Annotated in this window: 14 protein-coding genes; 10 read left to right on the top strand and 4 right to left on the bottom strand. The window is 36.3% G+C overall.

Annotation, left to right across the window (positions count from 1 at the left end; all coding sequences use genetic code 11):
* Positions 1-101 precede the first annotated feature (101 nt).
* Genes ACQWU4_RS04700 through ACQWU4_RS04690 form a run of 3 tightly spaced genes read left to right on the top strand, consistent with a single transcriptional unit; the run spans position 102 to position 5907 of the window.
* A complete protein-coding gene (locus ACQWU4_RS04700) occupies positions 102-3179 on the top strand; it encodes a DEAD/DEAH box helicase family protein (protein WP_429934606.1) in 3078 nt (1025 codons plus the stop codon).
* 6 nt (positions 3180-3185) lie between these two features.
* Positions 3186-4802: an HsdM family class I SAM-dependent methyltransferase gene (locus ACQWU4_RS04695; protein ID WP_429934605.1), complete on the top strand. Its 1617-nt coding sequence runs from the start codon at positions 3186-3188 to the stop codon at positions 4800-4802.
* Positions 4795-5907 (top strand): restriction endonuclease subunit S, encoded by a 1113-nt coding sequence (locus tag ACQWU4_RS04690; protein ID WP_429934604.1) that lies wholly within the window; start codon positions 4795-4797, stop codon positions 5905-5907. Before ACQWU4_RS04695 ends, ACQWU4_RS04690 begins: the two co-directional genes overlap by 8 nt.
* 53 nt (positions 5908-5960) lie before the next feature.
* Here ACQWU4_RS04690 and ACQWU4_RS04685 read toward each other — a convergent pair whose 3' ends face one another.
* Positions 5961-6398, bottom strand: a complete 438-nt coding sequence (locus ACQWU4_RS04685) for an XRE family transcriptional regulator (protein ID WP_429934603.1) — start codon at positions 6396-6398, stop codon at positions 5961-5963.
* Between the two features lie 328 nt (positions 6399-6726).
* On the opposite strand from ACQWU4_RS04685, the gene ACQWU4_RS04680 reads away from it, so the two are divergent.
* The 7 genes from ACQWU4_RS04680 to ACQWU4_RS04650 all read left to right on the top strand — a co-directional run bounded on the left by ACQWU4_RS04680 (position 6727) and on the right by ACQWU4_RS04650 (position 14765).
* A complete protein-coding gene (locus tag ACQWU4_RS04680; RefSeq protein WP_429934602.1) occupies positions 6727-7407 on the top strand; it encodes a GIY-YIG nuclease family protein in 681 nt (226 codons plus the stop codon).
* Between the two features lie 49 nt (positions 7408-7456).
* The gene (locus tag ACQWU4_RS04675; RefSeq protein WP_429934601.1) at positions 7457-8002 is read left to right on the top strand and encodes a hypothetical protein; all 546 of its coding nucleotides are present in this window, start codon (positions 7457-7459) and stop codon (positions 8000-8002) included.
* Between the two features lie 430 nt (positions 8003-8432).
* Positions 8433-9575 (top strand): 1-acyl-sn-glycerol-3-phosphate acyltransferase, encoded by a 1143-nt coding sequence (locus tag ACQWU4_RS04670; RefSeq protein ID WP_429934600.1) that lies wholly within the window; start codon positions 8433-8435, stop codon positions 9573-9575.
* Positions 9576-9881: 306 nt separating this feature from the next.
* Positions 9882-10865, top strand: a complete 984-nt coding sequence (egtD, locus tag ACQWU4_RS04665; protein WP_429934599.1) for an L-histidine N(alpha)-methyltransferase — start codon at positions 9882-9884, stop codon at positions 10863-10865.
* Between the two features lie 239 nt (positions 10866-11104).
* Positions 11105-12277 carry an ergothioneine biosynthesis protein EgtB gene (gene egtB, locus ACQWU4_RS04660; RefSeq protein WP_429934598.1) on the top strand — a complete coding sequence of 391 codons (1173 nt, stop codon included), beginning with the start codon at positions 11105-11107 and terminating at the stop codon, positions 12275-12277.
* Between the two features lie 8 nt (positions 12278-12285).
* Positions 12286-13206 (top strand): ABC transporter ATP-binding protein, encoded by a 921-nt coding sequence (locus ACQWU4_RS04655; protein ID WP_429934597.1) that lies wholly within the window; start codon positions 12286-12288, stop codon positions 13204-13206.
* Entirely contained in the window at positions 13203-14765 is a 1563-nt protein-coding gene (locus tag ACQWU4_RS04650) for an ABC transporter permease/substrate-binding protein (RefSeq protein WP_429934596.1), read from the top strand. Before ACQWU4_RS04655 ends, ACQWU4_RS04650 begins: the two co-directional genes overlap by 4 nt.
* A 66-nt stretch (positions 14766-14831) precedes the next feature.
* Here ACQWU4_RS04650 and ACQWU4_RS04645 read toward each other — a convergent pair whose 3' ends face one another.
* The 3 genes from ACQWU4_RS04645 to ACQWU4_RS04635 form a co-directional block, all read right to left on the bottom strand.
* Positions 14832-15485, bottom strand: coding sequence for a hypothetical protein (locus ACQWU4_RS04645; protein ID WP_429934595.1), 654 nt, complete (start codon positions 15483-15485; stop codon positions 14832-14834).
* Between the two features lie 359 nt (positions 15486-15844).
* The gene (locus ACQWU4_RS04640; protein WP_429934594.1) at positions 15845-16660 is read right to left on the bottom strand and encodes a DUF4249 domain-containing protein; all 816 of its coding nucleotides are present in this window, start codon (positions 16658-16660) and stop codon (positions 15845-15847) included.
* 3 nt (positions 16661-16663) lie between these two features.
* Positions 16664-19003, bottom strand: a complete 2340-nt coding sequence (locus ACQWU4_RS04635; RefSeq protein WP_429934593.1) for a TonB-dependent receptor — start codon at positions 19001-19003, stop codon at positions 16664-16666.
* Positions 19004-19446: the final 443 nt, after the last annotated feature.

The following is a 19446-nucleotide window of genomic DNA, read 5'->3' as shown; positions in this document are numbered from 1 at the left end:
ATTTTAACACTAGAAAAATAGAAATTACTTATCTTATTTCTTCGTTTGAGGAGCTTGGAATCTTATCTTTGTCGAAGTAACAATAACAGAGAAAGTTTCTAATGGCATTTAATGAAGATTCAAGAGTAAAAATTCCTGCAATTCTACATCTTTGTAGACTTGGTTATCAATACATTCCTAGAAATAAACAGAATAGACTTGAGGAAAGTAATATTTTTCCAGATATATTTAAAGAAAGCATTAGTAAAATTAATGGATCTCTTTCGGAGCACGAAGTTCAGAAAATTTTAGATGAAACAATTCTAAAACTAAAATATGATGACTTTGGAAAGGGTTTTTATAAGTCTCTAATAAACACTTCAGGTACAAAACTAATTGATTTCGAAAATTTTAACAATAACTTTTTCCATGTTACTACAGAATTAGCATACAAAAATGGTGATGAAGAATTCCGTCCAGATATTACAGTTCTTGTCAATGGGCTACCTTTGATATTTATTGAAGTAAAAAAACCTAATAATAAGGAAGGTATTTTAGCCGAAAGAAAAAGAATAAATAAGCGATTTTCTTTAAAAGCATTTAATGCATTCACGAATATTACACAGCTCATGATATTTTCCAATAACATGGAATATGAAGATGGTGTAATAGAGCCAGTTATGGGAGCTTATTATGGAACGCCATCTCATGAGGATGTTTATTTTAATTATTTCCGGGAAGAAGAAAATTTAGATTTAACAAGATTATTACTTCCCGAAAATCAGGATTTAGAGAACCTTATTCTTAAAGATAATAATATCGTTGCTATTAAACATACGGATGAGTTTATTACGAATAAGGATTATAATAAACCTACCAATAGAATTTTGACTTCATTACTTTCTAAAGACCGACTTGCATTTATTCTTCGGTATGCCATTGCTTACGTTGATGAAGAAAAGCCAGATGGTTCTAAAGAAATTCAAAAACATATTATGCGTTATCCGCAAATTTTTGCAACAAAAGCTATTGCAAAGAAGTTGGATGATAATATCAAAAAAGGTATTATTTGGCATACACAAGGTTCTGGAAAAACAGCTTTGGCTTTTTACAATGTTAAGTTTCTGACGGATTATTACCAGAAAAAAAATACGATTCCAAAATTCTATTTTATCGTAGATCGTTTGGATCTTGCGATTCAAGCTAATAACGAATTTTCAAAAAGAGGCTTATTTTCGAAAATGATTGCTTCGCGTGCAGATTTTGTTGCTGATATGAAGAAAGTAGCTGCATTGCAAAATAATTCAGGAGAATTAGAAATTACAATAGTTAATATTCAGAAATTTACAGAGGATAGCACCGCTATTGAAAAAATTGATTACGATCTCAATATTCAACGTGTGTTTTTCATTGATGAAGCTCATAGAAGTTACAATCCTAAAGGAAGTTATTTATTGAATTTATTGAAGTCAGATCAAGATGCAGTGAAGATTGCACTTACGGGAACTCCGCTTTTAAGAGAAGTGGCGAAACAATATGATTCTAAATTAATTTTTGGAGATTACATCCATAAGTACTATTACAATGCTTCAATAGCGGACGGGTATACTTTGCGATTAATTCGTGAAGCTATTGCTACCAAGTATAGTATGCAAATGAAGGATATTATAGAGCAAATTAAAGTTTTGAAAGACGATATTTCTAAAAGTGAAATTTTTGCACATCCAAAATTCGTTGAGCCCATGTTGGAGTATATTTTGGAGGACTTATATTCTTTTAGAGAATATTGGCAAGATGATACTTTAGGAGGTATGGTAGTTTGTGATAGTGCAGATCAAGCAAGAGAATTATTTAATTTTTTTGAAAATAAATTTGGAAAACAAGAAACTGAGTCTGAAAAATTAGTTGCTGAGCCAAGAGCTTCTTATAAAATTACAAATCGACAAAATTTAACAGCTTCTTTAATCTTACATGATGAAAATGATAAGTCAATACGAAAAGATTTAATTTCTGCTTATAAATTAGGAAAAATTGACTTGCTCTTTGTGTACAATATGCTTTTAACAGGTTTTGATTCCAAACGGTTGAAGAAGTTGTATCTCGCACGTGTTGTTAAAAATCATAATCTTTTGCAGACACTTACTCGTGTAAATCGTCCATATAAGAAATATAGGTTTGGGCATGTTGTAGATTTTGCAGACATCACCAAAGAATTTAAAGAGACCAATCAGAATTATTTTGAAGAACTTCAACAAGAGCTTGGAGATGAAATGCAGTCTTATAGTGATTTATTTAAAACACGTGAAGAAATTGAAGCAGATATAATAAATATTAAAGAAAAACTATTCCATTTTGACATCAATAATGCTGAAAATTTCAGATTGCAAACAGATGAAATTAAAGATAAAACGCAGCTCATTGAATTAATCAAAGTACTTAATGATGCAAGAGAACTAAAGAATATCATTCGCTTCCAAGATGAAGCAGATTTATTAAAAGCTCTAGATTTTTATAAGCTGAATCAATTACTGAAAGTGGCTCAAAGTAGATTGGATATGCTCAATTTAGTGGAAGATATTAATTCAGATTCCGATACTTCTAATATTTTAAATTTAGCGTTAGAAGATATTTTCTTCCAGTTCGAGAAAATTTCTGAAGAAGAAATGATTTTGGCGGATAAATTAAAAGATCAATTGAGAAAAACAAGAGAAGAATTACAACGAAATTTTGATCAGGCTTCTCCCGAATTTGTTTCTCTGAGAGAAGAGCTTGAACGCATTTTCAAAAATAAAAATTTAGACGAAGTTTCACAGGAAGATATGAGAGAGAATATCGCTATTTTATCTAGGATTTATGATGAAGTTAGAGAACTTAACCGCAAGAACAATAATTTGAGAGACAAATATGAAGGAGATGAAAAGTATGTTAGAATGCATAAACGATTATTGGATAATAAAGCTATATCTGCTAAAGAAATACAAATTTATAATGCACTTATGGAAACGAGAAGTGTGGTAGACGGAATTTTCTTAAAAAATATCAACTTGATGCAAAATGATGAGTATTTTAAAGAAGAAGTTTTAAGTATTGTTATTCAACAATTTATAGATGAACAGAAACTAAAGCTAGATTTTGATACTACAGAAAAAATTAATCACTTAATCGTAAACGAGTATCTTTACCAGTTTAATTACCAATAAAAAGAAATGACAGAGCAAGAATTTGTAACCAAAACCAAATCACTGATTGATGGGCTAAAGAGTGTTTGTGCAAACTATGGTTTAGGAAATGATGCAAGTGAATTTAATATCATTACTCAAGTATTTTTATACAAATATTTGAACGATAAATTTATATATGAAGCAAAGAAAGCTAATCCCAAATTAGCAAAGGCTGAAAATTTTCAGGAAGCATATGAAGCTTTATCTGAGTCTGAACAGAAATTTTTGATGGGAAGAATTGGAACAAAGGCTGCTAAAATAAAGCCTGAGCAAATGATTTCTTATGTATATAATAAAAATGGAGCAGAAAATTTTGCAGAAATCTATTTTGATGGAACTTTAAGAGGCTTAAATGCAGATAATGAGCATTTATATGCTGTAAAATCTGAAGGTGGGGGGAAAGAAAAGATGTTTGACGATTTGAGTCAATATATCCGTGATTTTTCGCAAAGAGATGCATTTTGTAAAGCTTTACTTAACAAAATTGTAGATGTAAGTTTTGAAAAAATGTTTTCTGAGAAATATGATTTTTTCTCTACGATTTTCGAATACTTAATCAAAGATTATAACTCAGATTCTGGGGGTAAATATGCTGAATATTATACACCACATGCAGTTGCCAGAATCATGGCTGCAATTTTAGTTACTGAAAAAGATAATGGTGTGAAAGTATATGATCCCAGTGCAGGATCAGGAACACTTCTTATGAATATAGCACACGCTATTGGAGAAAAAAACTGTAGCATTTATTCTGAAGATGTCTCTCAGAAATCAGCGAACATGTTGAGGCTAAATCTTATTATTAACAATCTTTCGCATTCTATTCCGAATATTATAAAAGGAAATACTATTTTAAGTTCTTCTTATTTGGCTGAAAAGTTCGATTATATTGTTTCGAATCCGCCATTTAAATTGGATTTCTCGGATTATCAATCAAAATTATTAACAGATACTTATAAAACACGCTTTTTTGCAGGAGTTCCCAAAATACCAGCAAAAGACAAAGATAAAATGGCAATTTATCTGCTATTTATACAACATATTATGCATAGTCTTTCCGAAAAAGGGAAAGCGGCAATTGTTGTTCCAACAGGCTTTATCACAGCACAAAGTGGTATTGAAAAGAAGATTCGTGAAGCTTTAATTGAGCGTGGTTGGTTGCGTGGTGTAGTAAGTATGCCTAGTAATATTTTTGCAAGTACTGGAACCAATGTTTCTATTTTATTTTTTGATAAAAAAGCGGATAATGAGCATATTGTATTAATGGATGCCAGCAAGCTGGGCGAAACTGTAAAAGAGGGCAAAAACCAACGTACAGTACTAACCCATAAAGAAGAAACTCGTATTGTAGAGACGTTTAACAATAAAGAAGCCATAGAAGATCTTTCCGCAATAGTAACCAAAGAACAGATAAAAGAAAAGAATTATTCTTTTTCTGCTGGGCAATATTTTGAAGTAAAAATAGAATATAGTGATATTACAACTGACGAATTTCATGAGAACATGAAAAGTTTTGAAAAACGTCTAAATATTTTATTTACTGAAGGAAAACGTCTGGACAATGAAATCGAAAAACAATTAAAAGGATTAAAATATGAATGAATACCTTTTAAGTGAATTAATAGAAATTAAAAATGGAAAAGACCATAAGCACTTATTAAATGGCCCTATTCCTGTATTTGGAAGTGGAGGATTAATGCGCTATGTGAATGAAGCCATTTATGAAGATGAAAGTATTTTATTACCTCGAAAAGGGTCATTAAATAATATACAATATACAAACAAGCCTTTTTGGACAGTTGATACATTGTATTATACAATAATTAATAAAAAGAAGGCTGATGCATTTTATTTGTATAATTATTTAAAGAAATTAGATTTAAGTAACCTGAATTCAGGAACCGGAGTTCCAAGTATGACTTTTAGTGCTTATTATGATATAAAAGTTAAACTTCCAAATTTACATACCCAACAAAAAATAGCCTCCGTTTTATCTGCATTAGATAACAAAATAGAACTAAACAACAGCATCAATTCTGAATTAGAACAAATGGCTAAAACACTGTACGATTATTGGTTGATACAGTTTGATTTTCCTAATGAAGATGATAAACCCTATAAGTCTTCAGGTGGAAAAATGGTATATAACGAGATATTGAAAAGAGAAATTCCAGAAAACTGGGAGGTAGTTTCTGTAAGTTCATTGTTGAAAAATCATGGATTTAATGTTAAAATTAATGCAAAGGATTATTTAGAATCTGGTAAAATCCCTATAATTGACCAAAGTACAAATTTCATTGCGGGTTATACCAATAATATTAAGAGTAAAATCCCAATTTTAAAAGAGCCCGCAATAGTATTCGGTGATCATACAAGAATCTTAAAATTAATCAATTTTGATTTTGCAAGAGGCGCAGATGGTACACAAATATTATTTAGTAATAATTCTAGAATGCCTCAATTTTTGTTTTATTATGCTTTAAATAAAATTGATTTATCAAATTATGGCTATGCGAGACATTTTAAATTTTTAAAAGAGGCTAATATAGTTTTACCTGATAATTCTGTCGCAAAAAATTTCAATAGAAGAATTGAAACATTTTATGACAAAATTCTAAATAATATTATACAAAACCAAGAACTTGCCTCTCTCCGAGACTGGTTATTACCTATGCTAATGAATGGACAAATAAAAATAGAAAGTTAACAATACAAAAAGCTCAACAGGAATGTTGAGCTTTTCATTTATAATATCTTAAACTATCCCTTCTCAATCAACCTCTCCAGCCTGCCCATCATCTCATCCTTCTCCTTCAGCATCCTTTCGTAAAGAGCAATCTTTTCGCTATTTAATTTCTTGATTTCTTCTAATGCTTCTAACCACTTTTCAGAAGTATTAATAGTAGGATTTATCTGAAACACTTGACCAGTAGCATTATCATTAACAGTGCTCACTGTATTTGCAATAATATTCACCGCCTGCTCCTCATCAAAATTCTGAAACGCTTCCACCGGAATTTTCAATACTTCAGAAATTCTTTTCAATAAAGGATCTTCAATAATTTCTTTTTGTTCCAGCAGAGAAATTTTCTTCTGGTTCCAGTCTTCGCCCAGGTCAAGAGCCAGCGCTTCCTGCTTAATGCCCAGTATTTCTCTGAAGCGTTTCACATTGCGGCCCTGTTGTGTTTTTTGTTCCATAATAACCTCTTTATAACAGCCTACAGCTATTCAGAACCTCTTCAGAGACCGTTTTGTGAAATTTTATACTTTCTGTAGCCGGAACTCAGGATTTTTCTTATTATTGTCACCTGTAAATAGACGCATGGGCTTCCCATGATTCAAGCATTAAATTATTTTTATGACCACCTTCGGAAAAACCATACGCTTATTCCTTTTAGACGGTACAGCCAACGGGCTTACTACAGCAGAACTCAGTAACTGAACAGGAATTGGAATCAAAGTTCCACGTATTAAAATCAGAGATTATAGTTCCAGAGCAGAGTTCAGAAAGCCGGGAGTCTACATTTTGATTGGAAAGGATGAAAACAATGACGATGCGGCCTATATTGGCGAAGCAGAAGTTATTGCAGATCGTCTTGCCTATCACATAGCAAACAGGGATTTCTGGAACGAAGTATTATTCTTCGGAAGCAAAGATCAGTATCTTAATAAAGCAGGTGTTAAATATTTGGAGAACCGCTTATACGAGCTGGCCATGAGTGCAGGACGGTATGTTATAGATCAGAACATTCCGACGCGTCCTGAACTGTCAGAGGCAGAAAAGGCAGAACTTGAAGAGTTTTTATCCAATATCAAAGTACTTACTGCATCATTAGGTCATAGAATTTTTGAATCACTGGAAGAAACTGTTGAACAGAATGAAACGAGACAGCATATTCTGTTCTGTAAAAATGGAGCAGGTGCGTCTGGTATAGGAAGTCCTTCCACTGAAGGATTTATAATGTACAAAGACTCTCTTTTAATGATGGCAGAACAGCCATCATTACCGCAGGGTATTGTAATGGAACGGCATAAGATGCTTTCAGAAGGCATACTACAAATAGAAAATGGCTTTTATAAACTCACCAAAGATTATATCTTCACCTCATCTTCCAGAGCTGCTGCGGCTACATTAGCCAGATCAGCAAGCGGTCCTATAGAATGGAAGACTGAAGAAGGCGTTCAGCTAAAATATTTAGAGATTTAAAGGATATTTTTCAAAAACCCTATCTTCGCAACTATAAAAACCCTGACAAATGAAAAAAACAATATTCCTCCTTTCAGCCGTACTGGTACTCAATTCCTGCGTGGTAAGAACTGCTGCTAAAGTGGTTACAGGAGCTGCCACTTTAGGATATAAGGCCGTAAAAGGAACCGTAAACGGCATCAGCTGGGCAGTAAGCAAGGCAAAAGGAAAAATAGACGAAGACCGTGTGGATGGTACCTGGAAAGTGGTAGGAGTGTATAAAGGCTCTTTTGAAGACTTTTCCAAAGACCAGAACCCGGAAAGCTCATTCACTTCAGACTGTACAGACGGCTATGACCAGATTGTTTTCAAGGCTAAAAAATCTAAATTCAAGCCCGTACACTGCAGTTCCGGCGATGAAGACTGGGTAAAATACTCCATGGAATTCGGGAAAAATCCTCTCACCAAGGAAAAAGAAAACTATATAGAATACAATTCCAACAATTATATTTCCGTCATCGACGTCAACAATAAAACCATGGTCCTGGAAGGTAACCTGATGCCCAAACTGGCCTTCTCCGGAGCTAAATTATACCTTCTGGAAAAAGTAAAATAAAAATAATACAAAGCCTTACAAACAGCCAGCTTAGTCAGATCAATCGAAGATTGATCCTCACTTTGTAACCTCAAAATACCCATTGTTAAAATAAGCCTTTGCGTTAAAAAAATAGAGAATATATACAGGTTACATTGATCAGAAGAATATATAGAATTTTCCCCACAGATTACACAGATTTTATACTATACTTTATTGAAATTGTACGCAATTATCTGCGAAAATCTGTGCAATCTGTGGGAAATAAAAAACAAAAACATTGAAATCAGTATTTAATGATAAACCACATTATACATTCAAGTCTTCCAATCCATAAAAGGATAAAACTTTTGAACTGATACGTTTATCATAATACTTTAACATATAGTAATAAGGTACCCTCAATAAATTTTTGTTCTTTTGCAAAAAGTTTTAATTTTAACATAATTGCATGTCGAAGTTCGATGAGATCAGGTTTTTCTATGATAGTGAAGTGAATGAAGCATTACTGGGAATCTCCCGTGATCCCATGATGAATGCGCTGATGAGCTTTACTTTTCCCGGTACGGATAAGAAAGTCTGGAGGGAACAGTTTAAAAATATTCACTCGGTAAGCGATTTTCAGCATGATTTTATTGCCTATACCATTCGTCAGATCCTTGCGAAAAGTTCTGAAGGTCTTACCACTTCGGGATTTGATCTGCTGGATAAACAGACGCCATACCTTTTCATTTCGAACCACAGGGATATTGTTTTAGATACTTCGCTCATCAATCTGGTGCTGCTGGAAAGCGGACATATTATGACTGCTTCGGCTATTGGAGACAATCTTGTTCAGAAAACATTTTTACACGATCTTGCCAAATTGAACCGTAATTTTTTAGTTCAGAGAGGATTACCGCTTCGTGAGCAACTGAAAAGTTCTCAGATCATGTCTGAATATATCGATCAGCTTCTGCATCAGGAAAAACGGTCTGTCTGGATTGCTCAGCGTGAAGGCCGTACCAAAGACGGCAATGATGCTACCCAGCAGGGAGTTTTAAAAATGCTTGCCATGGCGGCCGGAGATTTGTCGTTGACGGATTATTTTAAAACCCTCAGAATCGTTCCTGTTTCCATTTCCTATGAATACGATCCTACAGATTCCCTGAAAATGCCTCAGCTTCTGGCTAAGCACAGGGATGAAGAATATGTCAAAGGCGAAGATGAAGACTTTATGACCATGCTCAGTGGAGTATTAGGCCAGAAGAAACGTATTCACCTGCATGCTGGTCATGTGATTGATGCGGAACTGGATGATATTGCCGTAAAATTTGAAAACAAAAACAAACAGCTGCAGGCTATTGCACAGATCATTGATGATTCCATTATACAGAACTACAAGCTCTGGTCAACCAAATATATAGCATATGACCTGCTTCACAATACAGATACCTTTGCTGACCAGTATACCGAACAGGAAAAACAGTTGTTTATCCGAAGACTGGAAATGCGTATTGACCCATCCGATGCCGTTTCCAAAGAATATTTTCTCGCCATGTACGCCAACCCTTTGATCAATAAAATCAAATCCGAACAACGGTTACAGGAATAAATATTTTAGGATATAAATCGGCCTTTTTCAAATTCTTTAAACTGTCCATAACACAGTCGCTTCATCAGATCAACGAAGTTGATCCCTTTTTGCTATTCTCAAACTATAAAGCATTCTAAATCATTCTTTGCGTCAAAAAATCCCCATTAGTTAATATCGATCGTTCGGATAGCATTTTTAATACTTATCCTAAACGTAAAATTAATATATTTATATAAGCTGAAATGGGAGCGTATTTTATGAAATTTAATGTTGAGGCGGCAAGATAGTTGTATTGAACTAACAACCACACACAAATTAAAACATATGAATTTACAGTTAAACCCACATACAAAGGTGGAAGATCATCATGTAGATCATTTTCGTCTGGATGTTCTGGAAGGCTTGAAACACATTCCAAAAAGATTATCTTCAAAATACTTTTACGATAAGGAAGGTGACCGCCTTTTCCAGGAAATTATGGCAATGCCTGAATATTATCTTACAAAATGTGAACTCGATATCTTTAAAAATAAAACAGCAGATCTCACCCGTCTCATCAATCCTGAAAACGAACCATTCGATCTGATCGAGCTGGGTGCGGGAGATGCCATGAAATCTACATTTTTACTGAAACATCTTGTTGAGCAGGGAATACAGTTCACTTATATGCCTATTGATATTTCCGGCAACATCCTTTCTGTATTAAAAGAAAAACTGAGCCGTGAACTTCCCGCTCTGGAAATATCGGCTTTGGAAGGTGATTATTTTCAAATGCTGCAGAAGGCTGCTTCACTGTCTCGTAGAAGGAAAGTTATCTTATTTCTGGGCAGCAATATAGGAAATATGGATATTGAAGAAGCTGAAAGTTTCTGTCGTGCTCTGAACCAGAATCTGGCTTCCGGCGACAGGGTGTTGATTGGTTTTGATCTCAAGAAAAATCCCCAGACTATTTTAGATGCCTATAACGATAAAAATGGAATTACCGCAGCATTTAACCTTAACCTGCTGACCCGTATCAACAGAGAACTTAATGCTGATTTTAATCTGAAGCAGTTTCAGCATTATCAAACCTACGATCCCGTAAGTGGAGCCTGCAAAAGTTATCTGGTAAGTTTAAAAGAACAAACGGTGAAGATAGGAGACGAAAGCATTTCATTTGAAGAAAATGAGCTTATCGACATGGAAATTTCACAGAAATTTTCCACAGAAAAAATAGAAGAATTAAGAGAAAAATCAGGTTTTAAAAGGGTAGGAGAAATCAAAGATTCAAAACAATGGTTTGTAGATACCATCTGGCAGGTAAAGTAAACGAAGAAGGCGAATATCATTGCCATTTACATATAAACACACAAACAAGCCACACACCTTCATCAGCGACCCAGTCGCTCTCCTTTGCCCACCTAAAATAACCCATTGAATTAATAAAACTTTGCGTTAAATAAAAAAGAATAGAATATCCCAAAGATTTACCAGATTACACAGATCAGTCCAATCCACTCAATCTGCGGGAGCAAAAATAAATTAACCTTTTATTAAAACTAAAAAGTATGACACCCAATATCATCACAACAGATTTAGTAAAAAAATACACAGCCATAAGGAAACATTCCGAAGAAATATGCGCTCCTCTTGAAATTGAAGATTATGTGGTACAGCCCATCGTAGATGTAAGTCCGCCGAAGTGGCACCTTGGGCATACCACCTGGTTTTTCGAAACCTTTATTCTTACTCCCCATCTTCCTGATTATAAAATTTTTGATGAGCAGTATAATTTTGTGTTTAACAGCTACTACGAAACCATCGGAGCAAGAGTGATCCGTACCGACCGCGGAAATCTCAGCCGTCCTTCCGTTTCAGATATCTATAAATACCGGAAATATGTAGATGAGCATATGCAGCTATTCCTTCAGAGTGAATATATGAACGAAGCCATTGAACCACTGCTGGAACTTGGCTTTAATCACGAACAGCAGCATCAGGAATTGCTGATCACCGATATTAAATATATCTTAGGTCACAATCCGCTGTTTCCGGCCTATAAAAAAGATCTTACCACTAAAAAAGAAAGCCAGGGAAATACTGAAATGATTGCGTTTTCCGAAGGAATCTATGAGATTGGTTTTAAAGGGGAAAGCTTCTGTTTTGATAATGAATTGGGGAGACATAAAGTATATCTCAATGATTTTGAAATTGCAGATCAGCTGGTTACGAACAGGGAATACCTGGAATTTATGGAAGCCGGAGGATATACGGATTTCAGACACTGGCATGCTGAAGGCTGGGACTGGGTAAAACAAAACAGCGCAAACTCTCCACTATATTGGCATTTTATAGATGGCAAATGGATGAATTATACATTGAATGGCTTACAGGAAATAGATATGAATGATGCTGTCTGCCACATCAATTTCTATGAAGCCTCTGCTTTTGCATCATGGAAAGGTATGCGTCTCCCGACTGAAGCAGAGTGGGAGGCAGCATCCGGCAGTTTCGATTGGGGAAACCGTTGGGAATGGACCAATTCAGCTTATCTGCCTTATCCTGGTTTTAAGAAAGAAGTCGGAGCGGTAGGAGAGTATAACGGTAAATTCATGGTGAACCAGATGGTTCTGCGCGGAGCTTCCGAAGTAACCCCTGCAGGACACAGCAGAAATACCTATCGTAATTTCTTTCAGGCTAATCTGAAATGGCAGTTTACAGGAATCAGACTTGCACAATAATTTTGCCGATGATTGCAGTTGAATCAGTTTCAAAAAAATTTAACGGAAAACCCGCAGTAGATCATATTTCTTTCCAGGCCTATGATCAGGAAATCCTGGTGCTTCTGGGTACCAGCGGCTGTGGTAAAACGACCACACTTAAAATGATCAACCGGCTCATAGAAGCAGATTCAGGGAATATTTTCATTGACGGAAAGAATATCCGTGATCAGAAGCCTGAAGAACTTCGGATGGGAATTGGCTTTGTGATGCAGCATGCCGGATTATTTCCTCATTATACCATTAAACAGAATATTGCCGTAGTTCCGGAACTTTTGAAATGGGACAGGAAGAAAACAGAAAACCGGACTCATGAACTGTTAAGCAAGCTTCACCTTTCGGAAGATGTCCTTTCCCGTTTTCCGAATGAGTTGAGCGGAGGACAGCAGCAGAGAGTAGGTATTGCAAGAGCTTTGATTGCGAATACCCCTGTTTTACTGATGGATGAACCATTCGGAGCTTTGGATAATATCACGAAGGCTGACATTCATTCAGAATTTAAATCGCTGGAAGAGCTTCAAAACAAAACGATCATACTCGTTACCCATGATGTGCAGGAAGCTTTTGAGCTTGGACACAGAATATGTCTTATGGATAAGGGAAGAATTGTCCAGGCAGGAACACCGAAAGAAATGCTTTATCATCCCCAGAACGATTTTGTAAGTGAATTTTTTGCCGAAAACAGGTTATTACTTGAATATAAAACAGCAGTTTTGAAAGACCTGGATACTTTACAAAATTCAGAAATACTGTACGATGAATTGGATTTTACTGAGCATACCAATGTCTGGGACGCTTTGCAAAAATTAAGCTCAAACCATAGAAATACAGAATATTACGAAAACCTGATCAGGGCATTTAATAATTACAGAAAACAACAGATTGTATGACGCAGCAGAGCCTTTGGCAGTTTATTGTTGAGCAGCAGGAAAAACTACTGACCCAGATTGTACAGCATCTCGGGCTTACATTTCTGTCTCTGATTCTGGCAATTATTGTTGGAGTACCTTTAGGAATACTCATTGCAAGGAAAAGAAAACTTTCCAGCTCTGTGCTTGGAACTGCCGGTATTTTACAGACTATTCCCAGTATTGCCTTATTAGGGTTTATGATTCCGGTTTTCGGGATAGGAGCAAAACCGGCTATTGTTGCATTGCTGATCTATGCTCTTTTACCTATTATCCGTAATACCTATACAGGAATTACAGGAGTAAGCCCGACTGTCATTGAAGCGGCAAAAGCAATGGGAATGAACAGGAGTCAGCTCCTTTTTAAGGTTGAACTTCCTTTAGCCATGCCCGTAATCATTGCAGGAATCAGGACGGCAGCGGTTATCAATGTTGGTGTGGCTACTTTAGCTTCATTCGTTGCAGCAGGCGGTTTAGGAGAGTTTATTTTTGGCGGAATTTCCCTGAATAATACCAATATGATCCTTGCAGGTGCTATTCCGGCAGCATTGCTGGCTATTTTGCTGGATCAAGTTATTGCTGTTGTACAGAGATCAGGATACAAACTGTTCCAAAAATTGAAATATATAGTTCCTGTGATACTGCTGTTGGTAAGCGCGGTTTATCTTTTCAATTCTGCTTCAGGGGCTAAAATTAAAGCAGGTTTTACTCCCGAATTTATGGGAAGGCAAGATGGGGATCTCGGCTTGCGTTCTGTGTATGGGTTGAATGTAAATCCGGTCGTTGTAAACGATGCCATCATGTACAAAGCTGTTTACGAAAAGGAGCTGGATCTCATCAGTGGTTATTCTACCGATGGAAGGATAAAAGCGTTTGATCTTTACGTTTTAAATGATGATAAAAAGATATTTCCGCCGTATTATGCTGCACCCATTATTAAAACAAAAACACTGAAAAAATTTCCTGAACTGGAACAGACCCTGAATCTGCTGGCCGGAAAATTCAACGATTCAATCATGACCGATCTGAATTATAAATCCGATTATCTTAACCAGACTCCAGAGCAGATTGCGAAGGATTTCTTAGTTAAAAATCATCTCTATAAAAACTCAAGGAAAGAAAATTCAGGAACCGTACGCATCGGGTCGAAGATCTTCGGAGAGCAATATATCCTTACGGAAATGTATAAGCTGCTGATTGAAGGCTATACCGACTATAAAGTGGAAACCAAGACAGGGCTGGGAGGAACCAAGATCTGTTTTGATGCTCTGATGAATGACGGAATTGATTTTTACCCAGAATATACAGGAACTGGACTTCTGGTTCTTTTAAAGCCTTCGGAACAGACTCTTAAAGATGTGACCCAGAATGCTGATAAAACTTATATTTACGTCAATTCAGAATTTGAAAAGCAATACGGGATTCAATGGCTGAAACCGCTTGGGTTCAATAATGCCTATGCTCTGATGATGCGTAGAAAACAGTCTCAGGAACTTAAGATAAAAAACATATCGGATCTGAAAAAATATTTTACAGACTGATGCCTAAACTAAAATTCGGGGCGGTATATACCGCCCCGAATCTATAATCATCTTATAAACTTAATATCAATTCAGTTTAATTGTTCCGGAAGAAGGAGCCCCGCCACCTGCAGGAGGAGGTCCTCCGGCAGAAGCCTGATCTGCCAGCATTCTGTACTGAGCAGTTCCTTTTTCAGTCTTTATAGTTCCGGAAACAGTATACAGATACAGATCCCCGGAAACAGCATAATCATTCGCTGAATTATTAACGTAGAAGTCAATATTTACAGTAGACATCTGCTTCGCCTTTTCAAGAAATGCATCCATTAATGTAGTAATCTGAGCTTCTGTCAAACCTTTCGATTTCATAGACTCTTTAGTTTTTTCATAAGAAGCAGAAGCTCCGCCACCTCCGAAGAACCATGTCCAAACGGATAGATTGGCACTCGCAGATGTTTTTTCATACTCTTTTACTTGCTCTTTGTAAGTAGCATTCAGCATACTCATAGCCAGATCATTCAGGTTTTTTACATCCTGGCTGGACATGGCAGATACCTGAAGAGAAGCAGTGATTCTTCCCTGAGTGAATGGCGGTACAGTATAGGAAAGCCCTGTAAGCTGCCCTTCACCGGACACTTCAATTGAATAAGACTCTTTGGATTCTCCTTTTGCCGTTGAAATAACGGGTTCGAACGGATCTTTGAAACCTACTTCGGTTTTTGTAATTTGAATTGTTTCCATTGGTTTTGTTTTTTGGTTGATGTTGTAATTCTTTGTTTTTGAACAACTCAAAGTAACGACGAAAATAAGCCGGATTTTAGCGTGTAAATAACCAAATCTAACCTTCAGTAGAAATACGTATTGATTGTAATTTGTTGTTTATTAATGATTTGTATATATGTGTTTTATAACTGTAAAATTATTCTACATAAGAAAAAGCTCTTTTAAAAACTTGAAATTGTCACTCCGTTGACTATTTAAACGACGATAATTCCCCTCCTCCGGAGGGGTGTCAAAAATTCTTTGAATTTTTGACGGGGTGGTCAACAAAAAGCTGCCCCAGTCACCCGAAGCAGCCCATAAAAGTGTATTACTATAATCTACTGAATCACAATACTCCTCTTCTGTACCGTATGCGCAGAAAAATACCCCAAAGCCCCATTGCTGATATTACTTGGAGGATTCGTAGGAGTAATGCCTCCACCGGGCCCGCCATCCCCTGAAATTTGCAGCAATGCAGAATAATAGGTAAATATGTTATGATCAATGCACTGCATTTCTACATGGATAGTATCCCCGGGTACTACTTTATGGTCAGAAGGATCATCTTCATCGTCTTCATTGGGAAGAAATAAAGGTCTTTGATTTACAAGCCCGTTATTAATATTATCAGAGAATACTTCAAAAACTTTGTCAGACATATTATTAACTGTAAAGTTGAAAAGATAACGGTTTCCCAATGCTATCGGATCAGTGAATACAGGTAAAAGAGTATATGTGGTCTCACCCCCGAAAGTAAAAGAATCCTGTGTAAGACCGTCAAATTCTACGGGCTCAGGCATAGTACTTTGAGCAGAATATTCCTTTCCTTCTGCCTGTATTTTAAGAGTATATGTTCTGCCGGTTACTCCTGTAAAAACCGTAGTTACATATTTTCCGTCACCGATGTATTGTAAAGTTTCAGTCTGTCCTGTATTGTCACTTAAAACAACCTGTGCGCCGGTGACTGCAGGATACTGATTACTTTGTGTAAATGCTACAGACTTCGTTATCCTTACCGTATAAGGTCCAGCCTGATTTGTTATATTACCTTCTATGACAATGTTTCCGCTCTTGTCATCCAGATCAAGATCGATTTCTTTTTCGCAGGATGTAACTAAAAACAGTGTTAATATGATAAAAATGATATTTTTCATGATCTAAAATTTGAAATTATAAGTGATATTGGGTACCCAGCGGAAAAGTGACGTCTGCATGGCCCGTGTTGTCCCTGGATTGTTCGGATTGTCTTCAAAAGTAATCGTATAGGCATTTTCACGGCCGTAGATATTGTAAATCCCGAATGACCATGATCCTTTGAAACGTTTTGTAGATTCCGGTTCATAGGTGGCACTCAGATCCATCCTGTGGTAGGCAGGCATACGGTCTGCATTCCTGCTGCTGTACTGGAATATCGTCTGCCCGTTCAATTCATATTTTCCGGTAGGGAAAGTAACGGCGTTTCCGGTACTGTAAAGGAATAGTCCGGATATTGACCATTTTTTATTCAGTTCATAAGTGGCTACGATAGAAAGATCATGGGTTTTATCCATTCTGGCATTATACCACTCATTATCATTGATTCCGTTTATTTTTCTTTCCGTTTTAGACAAAGTATAAGAGATCCATCCTGTCAGTCTTCCACTTTTCTTCTTTGCGATGAGTTCCAGTCCGTAGGCTCTTCCTTTACCGAATAAGAGTTCACTTTCCACATCGGCAGCCGTATCAAATGTAATCTGGGCACCGTTTTTAAAATCAATCTGGTTCTGCATGGATTTGTAATAGATTTCAGCATTCAGTTCATAATTATTGTTATTGAAATTTCTGCTGTATCCTGCACTGATCTGATCCGCTATTTCCGGTTTTACGCTATAACTACTCCCTATCCACTGATCTGTAGGATTTCCGCTGCTGCTGTTGCTCAAAAGATGAAGATTTTGCGTGTTGCGTGAATATCCGGCCTTGATGCTGCTTACCTCATTGATGCGGTAATTGGCAGAGATTCTCGGTTCAAGATTAAAGTATGTTTTTCCGAATTTTCCTTTTTCTAAAAACCGGCTGTCTGTAAGCACACCATTTTCATAGGTATTATACGTATCACCACCTAAAATACTGAAAGTGGAAAGCCTTAAACCATAATTCACAGTCAGTTTATCAGTGGCTTTAAAATCATCATTGATATAAACAGCATTCTCCCATGATTTTCTCGGGTTTCGAGGAAAGCTGCTTACACTCGTGCCGGAAGCACTGCTAGGAGTAATTGTATGGTAGATAGACTGTAGTCCGAAACGTACTGAATGTTTATTTCCTGCAAACCATGTGAAATCCTGCTTAAGATTCCAGTCTTCGATCTGGGAATCCAGTCCGAAAGTATTATCATTGCTTTTCAGACTGATTTTATAATTATAGTTGCTGTAAATTAATGAAGTATTGGAAAATAGTTTACTGCTGATAATACTGTTCCATCGCAGAGTGGCAGTTGTATTTCCCCAGTCTGTAGAAAACGTATCACCTAATCCCAAAACGTCTCTTCCGAAATACCCCGACAGATAAAGCCGGTTATTTTCATTGATCTGATAATTGGCTTTTAAATTAAGATCATAGAAATAAAGTTTACTGTCTTTAAAATCATCCGTAGTTTTTAGAAAAAGGTCAGCATATGTCCTTCTTCCGGAAACAATAAATGATGACTTTTCCTTTTGAATAGGACCTTCCACACTCAACCTGCTGCTGATCAGTCCGATTCCGCCATTTACATTATAATCTTTATTGTTACCATCCTTCATTTTAACGTCCATTACGGAGGAAAGTCGTCCTCCGTATTGTGCAGGGCTGTTTCCTTTGATAATACTGGCGTCTTTCAATGCATCACTGTTGAACGTGCTGAAGAAGCCTAAAAGATGCGAAGCATTATAAACAGGTGCTTCATCCAGTAAGATGAGGTTCTGGTCCGTCGCACCGCCTCTCACACTGAATCCGCTGCTTCCTTCACCGTTACTTTTAATTCCGGGTAAAAGCTGAATCGTTTTCATAACATCTTTTTCCCCAAACAGAACCGGCAGCTTTTCTATATTCTTAATGCTTAAGGTTTCGGTTCCCATCTGGGCAGTAGTAAGGTTTTTATCCTTTTTGATCCCTGAAATAACGACTTCATCAATTGCTCCTACTTTTTCATCTCCTTTTTCTTCCTGATCCAGCGGCAGGTCCAGCTTGGTATTCTGTTCCACCTTTATGGGATATTCAAAATCACGGTAACCGGGATAGGAAACGACCAATGTATAGCTTCCTTCAGGAAGTGACAGCGAATAAAAGCCATATTCATTGGCAACAACGGAAACAGACGGTTCCTCACTTACTTTTACAGTAACCCCGATCAGCAGTTCTCCGTTCTTGTGATCCTTTACGGTACCGCTTACTGAGTATTTCTGCTGTGCTAAAGCCATGGAACTGAAACAGAGGACAGCGGCTGTGGCAGCAGTTTTAAAAAACAGTTTTTGCATTGAGTTTAAATTTTAATGGAGTAAAAATCTGTCAAATAGTAAGTTTAAGGGGATTGATGTTAAGCTGGTTGCAAAACAGAAAATTTAGACGGATGAAATTTTGAATGTCTGGTGAAATGGTCTTTAGTTTACAGTCAAACGTAAAAAATCAACCTATTATTACTGTGATTTGAAAAAAAAGATATTATCCGGTTTTAACAGGGGGAATATTTATCTTTTAATATTCTTAATGGCCGTTTGTATTTAATGGCTGCATTTGGGCTCGGTTTCATAGTTTTTTTGTTTGGTTAGCCTGAAAGAAATAGAAAAATCCCTCTTCCGGGAATACAAAAATAGCAAAATACGACTATCAGCCTTACAATTTATTATAATCTTAATGTTAAATCATTACTGCAGGATCAAAATGAGTATAAATTTAAACAGGCTCTGGCTGAAATCAATTA

It is taken from the genome of Chryseobacterium sp. MIQD13, from assembly GCF_050496705.1.
Lineage (GTDB): Bacteria > Bacteroidota > Bacteroidia > Flavobacteriales > Weeksellaceae > Chryseobacterium.
This window is presented reverse-complemented; position numbering and strand designations above follow the sequence as displayed.